This is a genomic window from Chitinophaga sp. (genome assembly GCF_036569185.1).
Lineage (GTDB): Bacteria > Bacteroidota > Bacteroidia > Chitinophagales > Chitinophagaceae > Chitinophaga.
The window spans coordinates 56,387-64,498 of the sequence record NZ_DATCRD010000172.1; the positions used below are offsets into that span (position 1 = coordinate 56,387).

At 46.2% G+C, this 8,112-nt stretch carries 6 protein-coding genes; 5 read left to right on the forward strand and 1 reads right to left on the reverse strand.

Features of this window, described 5'->3' with window-relative positions; translation table 11 throughout:
• The first annotated feature begins 249 nt into the window (after positions 1–249).
• From VIM72_RS12940 to VIM72_RS12950, 3 genes are all read left to right on the forward strand, one after another.
• Positions 250–1,113, forward strand: a complete 864-nt coding sequence (locus tag VIM72_RS12940) for an NmrA family NAD(P)-binding protein (protein WP_332003252.1) — start codon at positions 250–252, stop codon at positions 1,111–1,113.
• Between the two features lie 5 nt (positions 1,114–1,118).
• The gene (locus tag VIM72_RS12945; RefSeq protein WP_332003253.1) at positions 1,119–2,048 is read left to right on the forward strand and encodes a helix-turn-helix transcriptional regulator; all 930 of its coding nucleotides are present in this window, start codon (positions 1,119–1,121) and stop codon (positions 2,046–2,048) included.
• A 116-nt stretch (positions 2,049–2,164) separates the two neighbouring features.
• Positions 2,165–3,577 carry a serine hydrolase domain-containing protein gene (locus tag VIM72_RS12950; protein ID WP_332003254.1) on the forward strand — a complete coding sequence of 471 codons (1,413 nt, stop codon included), beginning with the start codon at positions 2,165–2,167 and terminating at the stop codon, positions 3,575–3,577.
• Positions 3,578–3,656: 79 nt separating this feature from the next.
• On the opposite strand, the gene VIM72_RS12955 is transcribed toward VIM72_RS12950, so the two are convergent.
• Positions 3,657–6,056, reverse strand: coding sequence for an ABC transporter permease (locus VIM72_RS12955; RefSeq protein ID WP_332003255.1), 2,400 nt, complete (start codon positions 6,054–6,056; stop codon positions 3,657–3,659).
• Between the two features lie 192 nt (positions 6,057–6,248).
• Between VIM72_RS12955 and VIM72_RS12960 the strand changes: the two genes are divergently transcribed.
• Positions 6,249–7,187, forward strand: a complete 939-nt coding sequence (locus VIM72_RS12960; RefSeq protein ID WP_332003256.1) for an AraC family transcriptional regulator — start codon at positions 6,249–6,251, stop codon at positions 7,185–7,187.
• A 66-nt stretch (positions 7,188–7,253) separates the two neighbouring features.
• A partial coding sequence (locus VIM72_RS12965; RefSeq protein WP_332003257.1) for an alpha/beta hydrolase occupies positions 7,254–8,112 on the forward strand: 859 nt, incomplete at its 3' end.

Sequence of the window (8,112 nt, forward strand, 5' to 3'; positions counted from 1 at the left end):
AGAACAGGTATAGCGTATGTTTAGCCGCTACTAATATACAAAATAATTGGCTTTGAAACTTCATGCGCAGATATCCCTTCCACTTTGCCTGATCACCAGCAGGCCGCATTCCTCCGGTATTTTCACATGCAGGGATATGGCCTGCCGGGTCATGTCAAACTTTTCATACATTTTCATACAATCTTCTGAGATACGAACACTTTTTCCTTCGCATTCCAAAGGAACTTTGCTGAAATTAAATGATCAGCCATGAAGATTGTACTTACCGGTTCTCTGGGGAATATCAGTAAACCGCTCACTGAAATACTGGTGAAAGAAGGCCACCACGTTACCCTCATCAGCAGCAATCCGGATAAACAGGCCCGGATACTGGCGATGGGCGCCCTGCCTGCTATTGGCAGCATCCAGGACCTGCCTTTTCTTATTGAAACTTTTACCGGGGCTGATGTTGTATACTGCATGAATCCACTGGATTTCACCTCGCGCGACCTGGGCCTGTGGGACAGGAATATGGATCATTATGTCAGGGCTATCAGGGAAACGGGGATAAAGCGTATAATTGTGCTCAGTGGTTGGATAGCGCACCTGTTGAATGATATCCATCCGGAGAAAAAGTTTGAAACGCTTCAAGGGGCCGCTGTTACCTTTATGCGGCCCGGGCCTTTTTACAGTAATTTTTATCACCTCAAAGAAATGATCCGTCAACAGGGCATGATTATCTCCAACTATGGCGGGGATGATATGGTAGCCTTTGCAGCACCTGAAGACATTGCCGCTGCTATAGCTGCAGAGATCAACACTCCCGCAGTTACCGGTTTAAAAGTGACATACGTCGCCAGCGAGGAGCTTACCTGTAACCAGGCAGCGCAAATTATAGGAGAAGCAATTGGTATACCCGGCCTCCAATGGATCGCTGTTCCCGGAGAACAGGTGAAACAGGCGCTCGAAGCCAGCGGCGTATCGCCAGAAGCGGCGGGGTTGCTGGTAGAAATGCAGGAACATATGCATAATGGAAAAGCGCAAAAGGATTACTACCTTAACAGACCCGTATTAGGGAAACGAAAGTTACGGGATTTTGCCAGGGAGTATGCTGCCTGGTACCATCAAAACTAAATATCATGGCCGGAAACCTGCCCCTGAAAATAAAAGGCGTGAATGAGCTGCTACAACTGAGAGGCTTGCCTGCTACCAAACATCCACTCATCAGTGTTATCAATATTGCCGAGTTAAAAGAGCCACGCAGGCAGCCGGATACAGCGTTTACCACCGATTTCTATTTTATTGGTATGGGCAGGTTTGCACAGTCGTGCGTAAAAATGAAATACGGGCAGCAGGAATATGATTTTGATAAAGGTGTGATGAACTTTATAGCCCCAGGGCGGGTATTTGGTTTTAATACCGGTTTAACTGAAGATATAAGTCCCTCCGGATGGTTGCTGCTGCTCCATCCGGACTTTCTCTGGAGTCATCCCCTGGCATGGAGGATAAAACAATATGAATTCTTTGATTATTCAGTAAACGAAGCCCTGTACCTGTCTGACAATGAGGAGCAGACCATCAGCGGGTTATTTGGAAATATTGAACGGGAATACAGTACTAATATTGATAAATTCAGCCAGGGGATTATTATTTCCCTGATCGAATCCCTGCTGGGATATTCAGAACGCTTTTACCAGCGGCAGTTCATTACCCGGAAAATCACCCATCATGGTATCGTAAGCCAGCTGGAAGCATTACTGGAAAAGGCTTTTTTTCCCGAAGCACTGGAAAAGAACGGGATACCTACGGTAAAGGATATATCCGGCCAGCTGAACATCTCCCCTAACTACCTGAGCGGCCTGCTCAAAACACTTACAGGCAATAGTACCCAGCAACACATACAGGAGAAGATCATAGAGAAAGCGAAGGAAAAACTGATCAGAACAGATCTGTCTGTCAATGAAATTGCATTTGAACTGGGATTTGAATATCCGCAGTCCTTCTCCAAATTATTCAAAACCAAAACGAATATCTCTCCGCTGGAATTCAGGAAATCCGGCAGATTTTAACCCGGAAATGCCAGTCATCAATATTCCTTATCAGAATTACGAAAACTTTCGTATATTCATTCCCAGGTCGTGCCTGTTCCATCACCACCGGTATTCACGTACAAAATAAGGGCTCCATGAGAATATTATTTTTACTGCTTCTTCTCATTAATACAACAGCAAAAGCGCAGTCAGATACTACTTTTTATAACACAGTAAAAGACAGCATCGTAACAAAATTTAACCGGGGAGATTTCAAAGGGATTTATGCAATGGCGGACAGCGGATTTAAAGCGGGATTCAGTGAGCCTCAGATTGTTGGTTTACTGGGTAGCGCCGGGGCAATGGGCAGGATCTTATCCAGCGAATTGATCAGTGAAGAAAAGGATCATAGATCATACCGCCTCATCTTTGCCCGGAAATCATTGCAGCTCACACTGAGTGTAACGGCTCCGGCTTCCTACAACAGCCTGGGATTGTCTTACTATAAGCTGCCTGTTGTACGGACACGGCAACAATTTTTATCCGATAATCCGCTTAAAACACAGCTTGACAGCGTAGTCCAAAAGGCCGCCACCATTTATATGAGCAATAAAAATGTAGCAGGTCTTTCTGTAGGAATATTACTCAACGGCCAGATGTACATTTACAATTATGGGGAAGTAAAGAAAGGGGAAGGGCGGCTTCCGGGAGCCAATACCATTTTTGAGCTCGGCTCTGTTACCAAAACATTTACGGGTATACTGCTGGCCAATGCGGTACTTGAAGGCAAAGCAAAACTGGATGATGATATCAGTAAATATCTCGATGGTAACTATCCCAACCTGGAATACAATGGCCAGCCGGTGCGGCTGGTGCATCTCAGTAACCATACCTCCGGGCTCCCGTCGATGCCCAAACTAACCAGCGGCGAGGATCCGTTTAGTCCTTCCACCCACTTTACTCCGGCCATGCTTGCAGATATTTTGCATCATGTTACATTAGACACGGTGCCTGGAACCCGCAGGGCGTATTCCAATTTTGCAGTAGGCTTGCTGGGGATTATATTGGAGAAGATCTATCACATGAGCTATGAGCAGGCATTAAAAAAATATATTTTCGACCCTTATCATATGCAGCAAACACAGATAAGCTTATCACCTGACGAAGATAGAGATGTTGCCACCGGATACGACCTGGAAGGAAACCCCACCACCTACTGGCAGAATGATTTAGCGCAAGCTGCAGGAGGTATCCGTTCCACCACGCATGATATGCTGCTGTATATACAGCAACAACTGGATCCCCGGAATAAAGCCGCGCAATTGTCGCATGAACTTACCTTTGGCGACGTCAATAAAGGCACCGGCTTAAACTGGGGCGTTATGACCACCAAAACAGGGCGGCATTTGCAATGGTCGCACGACGGCGGCACCGACGGCTTTACATCGCTTTGTATGATCTACCCCGGGCTGCATGCGGGCATTGTGCTGCTTACCAATAACGGCGATCATACGGATGATTCATTTTACGATATCGGCCGGTCTGTTTATAAAAGCTGGTTACATTAGGTTGCGATAGTCTCACCCTCGGCAATGGATACTGAAAAGTTCATTGCCTTGCGTGAGCAAATATTTATAATTACGAACCCTATTCGCTCCTCAAACTTTTCACCGGATTAGCCAATGCGGCCTTTACCGCCTGGAAACTTACCGTGCACACGGCAATCAGTATCACCAGTATCCCTGCCCAACCAAATAAAGACCAGCTCATGGAAATCCTGTAAGGATAATTTTCCAGCCATTTTGCACTTGCCAGCCACGCCAGCGGGATGGCTATTATCAATGCAATGATCACCAGTTTCACAAACTCCAGAGACAACACCGTTGCTATATTCCGTACAGACGCTCCCAGTACTTTGCGGATACCTATCTCTTTGGTGCGCTTCTCCGCAGAAAGAACAGAAAGACCAAATAATCCTATACAGCTTATAAAGATGGTGAGTATAGCGCCATACAAAATAATTTGTTTCCACCTGGCTTCCGATTCATAATTCCGCTGGTTCACTTCATTCTTAAACACATAAGTATACGGGCTGAAAGGGAAAAAATCCCTGAATTTTTTTTCTATGAATTTAAGGCTGCTGGTAGCTGTATTGGGGCGTATCTTAATATAAAAAACACCATAGGGATTGGAGTTTTTCATGGTAAACAACTGGGGTTTTATCCGTTCGTTAAGGGCAGCAAAATGGTAATCTTTTACCACGCCAATTACCTGGTATGCCTGGTTGTTCTGGTAGTTGAAAACGATTGATTTACCGATAGGGTCTTTCCATCCTGCCGTCTTCACAAAAGTTTCATTGACCAGAACGGAATGAACAGAATCACCGGGATGATCAGTTGAAAAATTCCTTCCCTTTACCACTGGGATCTTTAAAGTTTGTAAATAAGATTCATCCACCGTTTCCCAGGCAAAGTTGATAGACGAGTCGTTATCAATTTTAGCGGCAGTTCCCCAAAAACCACCGTTCTTGGGGGCTACATACATAATATCCGGGGAGTTAAGCAATTCCTGCTTAAAGGCCGCTGCTTCCTGGTGCGACATATTCTCTTTACTAACCATTACAATATCCTGGTCATCGTACCCGAGATCGGCCTTTGTGAGATAGTCGAACTGCGAATAGATGGTAAAGGTGGCTATGATCAAAAAAGCCGCCAGCGTGAATTGGAAAACGACCAGCGATTTTTGTAACCCGCTGTTGCCTTTCAGCGCAAACCTGCTGTAGAGCGTTTCAACAGGTTTATAGCCCGATAACACCATGGCCGGATAAAAACCGGCGAGTAAACCCGTAAGCAGGAAGAGGGCGATATAACCCGCTACCAGTTTGAAATCGAGCAGGTAGCTGATGGCCAGTTTCTTATTTGATAAATCATTAAACAGGGGAAGCACCATCTGCGCCAGCACAATGGCCAACACGAAAGCAATAGCACATAATATAAACGACTCTCCCAGGAACTGAATGATCAGCTGCCGCCTGTCGCTCCCTATGGCCTTGCGGATCCCTATTTCTTTTGCGCGCCTCACGGAACGGGCCACCGTAAGATTTACGAAATTGATATTGGCAATAAGCAGAACAAAAAGTGCGATACCGGAAAGAATATAACCATAAATCGGATTGCTGGCTTTTTGCAGGCCATTCTGCGCTGAAAGCTCTTTGCTTAAATGTATATCGAGGAATGGCTGAAGAAAATAAGTTTCCAGGCGGGAATTGTCAGGATTTCCAAACCTGGCGTTCAGCGCTTTTTCTGCAGCGCTGGCATCTTTAACATAAAACCATTGCATTTGCCGGGCCACCGCAGCCGGATCAGCGTTATCTTCCAGCTCAACAAACGTATTCAGGAAATAAGAAAACCAGTTTTCGCTGTTACTTAAATCGGCTTCTGTTTCCCTGATGGGGAGCAGGATTTTGAACCCGATGGTAGAATTCTGGGGGCAGTTCTCTGTAACAGCAGTGACCTGGTACGGCACAAATTGCCCTTTCTCCTTTAACATCAGCATCTTACCCACTGCTTTCTCTGTACCAAACTGTTTCTTTGCTTCATCCGCTGTAAGCACCACGGAATGGGGGTCTTTCAAACAAGACCGGGCATCCCCGTCGATCAGTGGAAAGGTAAATACCGACAGGAAGTTGGCATCTACAAAAAGGAGATCCCTGCTTTCTACTTCGGCGCCTTTCTTAAAATCTGCCCGGCCATCCTGCACACGCACATATGATTTGATGCCACTTACATGCTGCGAAAACCTGGGTCCCTGTAATAAGCCGGTGCTGGAGGAATAGCGTTCCGCACCATTCATGGTTATCCTGGAAACTATCCTGTAAATGCTGTTACTCTTCTTATGAAAGCGGTCAAAACTTACTTCATCCTTTACATAAAGTAATATCAGCATAGCGCAGGTAAGGCCAATAGCCAGTCCGGCGATATTGATGACAGAATAGATTTTATTTTGCGCAAGATTGCGGATGGCGATTTTCAGATAGTTGCTAAACATATAGGCAGTATAAGTATACCGGGCATTCCAACCCCTGTGCCAAAATACAAACAACTGATCAATAACAGGTTATGAAAAGGCATATTCAGCAAAATGTCCGATAAGGAACAGCAGGTGTACGTGAGCGTACAGGGAAACAACCATCTCACCCGATAAGCGCCCGGTGAAAATTTAACCAGGAATGTTACCTTTATGCAGCAATCCTTTACTGTAGATCACATGTACTTTACCCGTTTACCAGATCATTCCAGGCCGGGCTTTGATGAAGCGCAGCATTTTGATAAATTCAAAAAGCATAATATTATCTTCAATGCAGAAAGCAGGGAAAGCTTTTGTGACGACCATGTAGGTTGTCTTTCTGTTAAAACAGTATTAAGCGGGGAAGAAACTTATGGCATTGATGGCCGGCAACTAGCCATCCGCCCGGGACAATTCCTGGTATTAAATAACGATCAGCGTTACTCCTGCCGCATCAGCAGTAAAGAGAAAGTACAGTGTTTATCTGTCTTCTTTAAAAACGAATTTGCCTCTTCCGTGTTGCATGATATCATGCACGATGAAGACTACCTGCTTGATCACCCAACTACAGGCAACACTGGTATACCTGAATTTTTCCAGACACTTCGTCCGGTAACAGCGGATATGAACAGGCAGTTTTCCGGCCTTATATCTTTACTGGAAAACAATGGCTATAATGAAGCCATGACTGATGAGTATCTTGTATTCCTGTTACGCCACCTGGTAAGTGCACACCGGTTGGATATAAAAAGCGCCACCAGGGTAAAGGCTATTAAAACCGGTACCCGGCAGGAAATTTATAAACGGCTATGCATAGCAAAGGATATCCTACATTCTTCTCAGGGCGAAAATATTGATCTAAGCAAAATCAGCGCCCAGTCCGGGCTATCGGTTCCTCAGCTGGTAAGACAGTTCAAATCTGTTTTTCATATCACCCCTTACCAATACCTGGTCAGTATCAGGCTGGAACAGGCGGCCCACTTGCTGCAACACACCAACGAACAGGTGCAGGATATCGCCTGGATGTGCGGGTTTGAAAATGCGGCCGCTTTCAGCAGGGCATTCAGATCGGCCTATGGTATGCAACCAACACGCTTCAGGAGCTGCCGCTAATTTGAGCATTTTTGCATAGTCCCGGTGTACAGGAAGCTGTATCTTGAGCTTTTATTCGCCACTAGCATGATGATCCGGTTCATAAAATGCCGCAGGCTTGTTCCCCTGCTGATATCCATTACCTGTTGGTTCACCGCCACCGCCCGGCAGGCTTCAATACCACTTTACGACAGCCATGTGCCCAACGCCCGTATAGCCCCTCCTGGTTACCTGGAACAAACAGACACCAACAGGTATGTAACCCGGGTCACACAACCGGCGCTCATCCCCTTCTTTCCCGAAAAGGCCACCGGTACCGCCATACTGATTTTCCCCGGAGGAGGTTATCGCCTCCTGGCGCTAACAGCCTGCGAAGAGATAGCGAAGGCGCTTAATGAAGAAGGCATTACCGCTTTTATTGTAAAATACCGTTTGCCTGACGATACTATCATGGCTGATAAATCCATAGGTCCTTTGCAGGACGCACAGGCCGCCATCAGGCTGGTACGCCAAAGGGCAAAGGAATGGGGCATTAACCCCCATAAAGTAGGTATGATGGGCCTTTCGGCAGGCGGTCACCTGGTATCGATGGAAGGAACCCAACAAAACAGGGTGGTGATCAACAACAAGGAAAATATCAGCCTGCGGCCGGATTTCATGGCATTGCTATACCCTGTGATCATTTATGACCCTGCCATTCCCCGGACCCGTGAAACCCTGATAGGCAAACAACCTTCCCCGGAATTATTAAATTGCTACAGTACTGATAAGCATGTTACCGCTGCTACCCCGCCCACCTTTATGGCACATGCTGCAGATGACGACGTGATCCCTGTTAAAAACACGCTCTCGTTTTTTAATGCCCTGCTGCAGGCCAATGTAAAAGCTGAAATGCATATCCTGCAATCCGGCGGCCATGGCTTTGCCCTGAATGATCTGAACAGCA

Coding starts and splice junctions, on each gene's coding strand:
- VIM72_RS12940 (WP_332003252.1), top strand. CDS start 250: ATGAAGATTGTACTTACCGGTTCTCTGGGGAATATCAGTAAACCGCTC.
- VIM72_RS12945 (WP_332003253.1), top strand. CDS start 1,119: ATGGCCGGAAACCTGCCCCTGAAAATAAAAGGCGTGAATGAGCTGCTA.
- VIM72_RS12950 (WP_332003254.1), top strand. CDS start 2,165: ATGAGAATATTATTTTTACTGCTTCTTCTCATTAATACAACAGCAAAA.
- VIM72_RS12955 (WP_332003255.1), bottom strand. CDS start 6,056: ATGTTTAGCAACTATCTGAAAATCGCCATCCGCAATCTTGCGCAAAAT.
- VIM72_RS12960 (WP_332003256.1), top strand. CDS start 6,249: ATGCAGCAATCCTTTACTGTAGATCACATGTACTTTACCCGTTTACCA.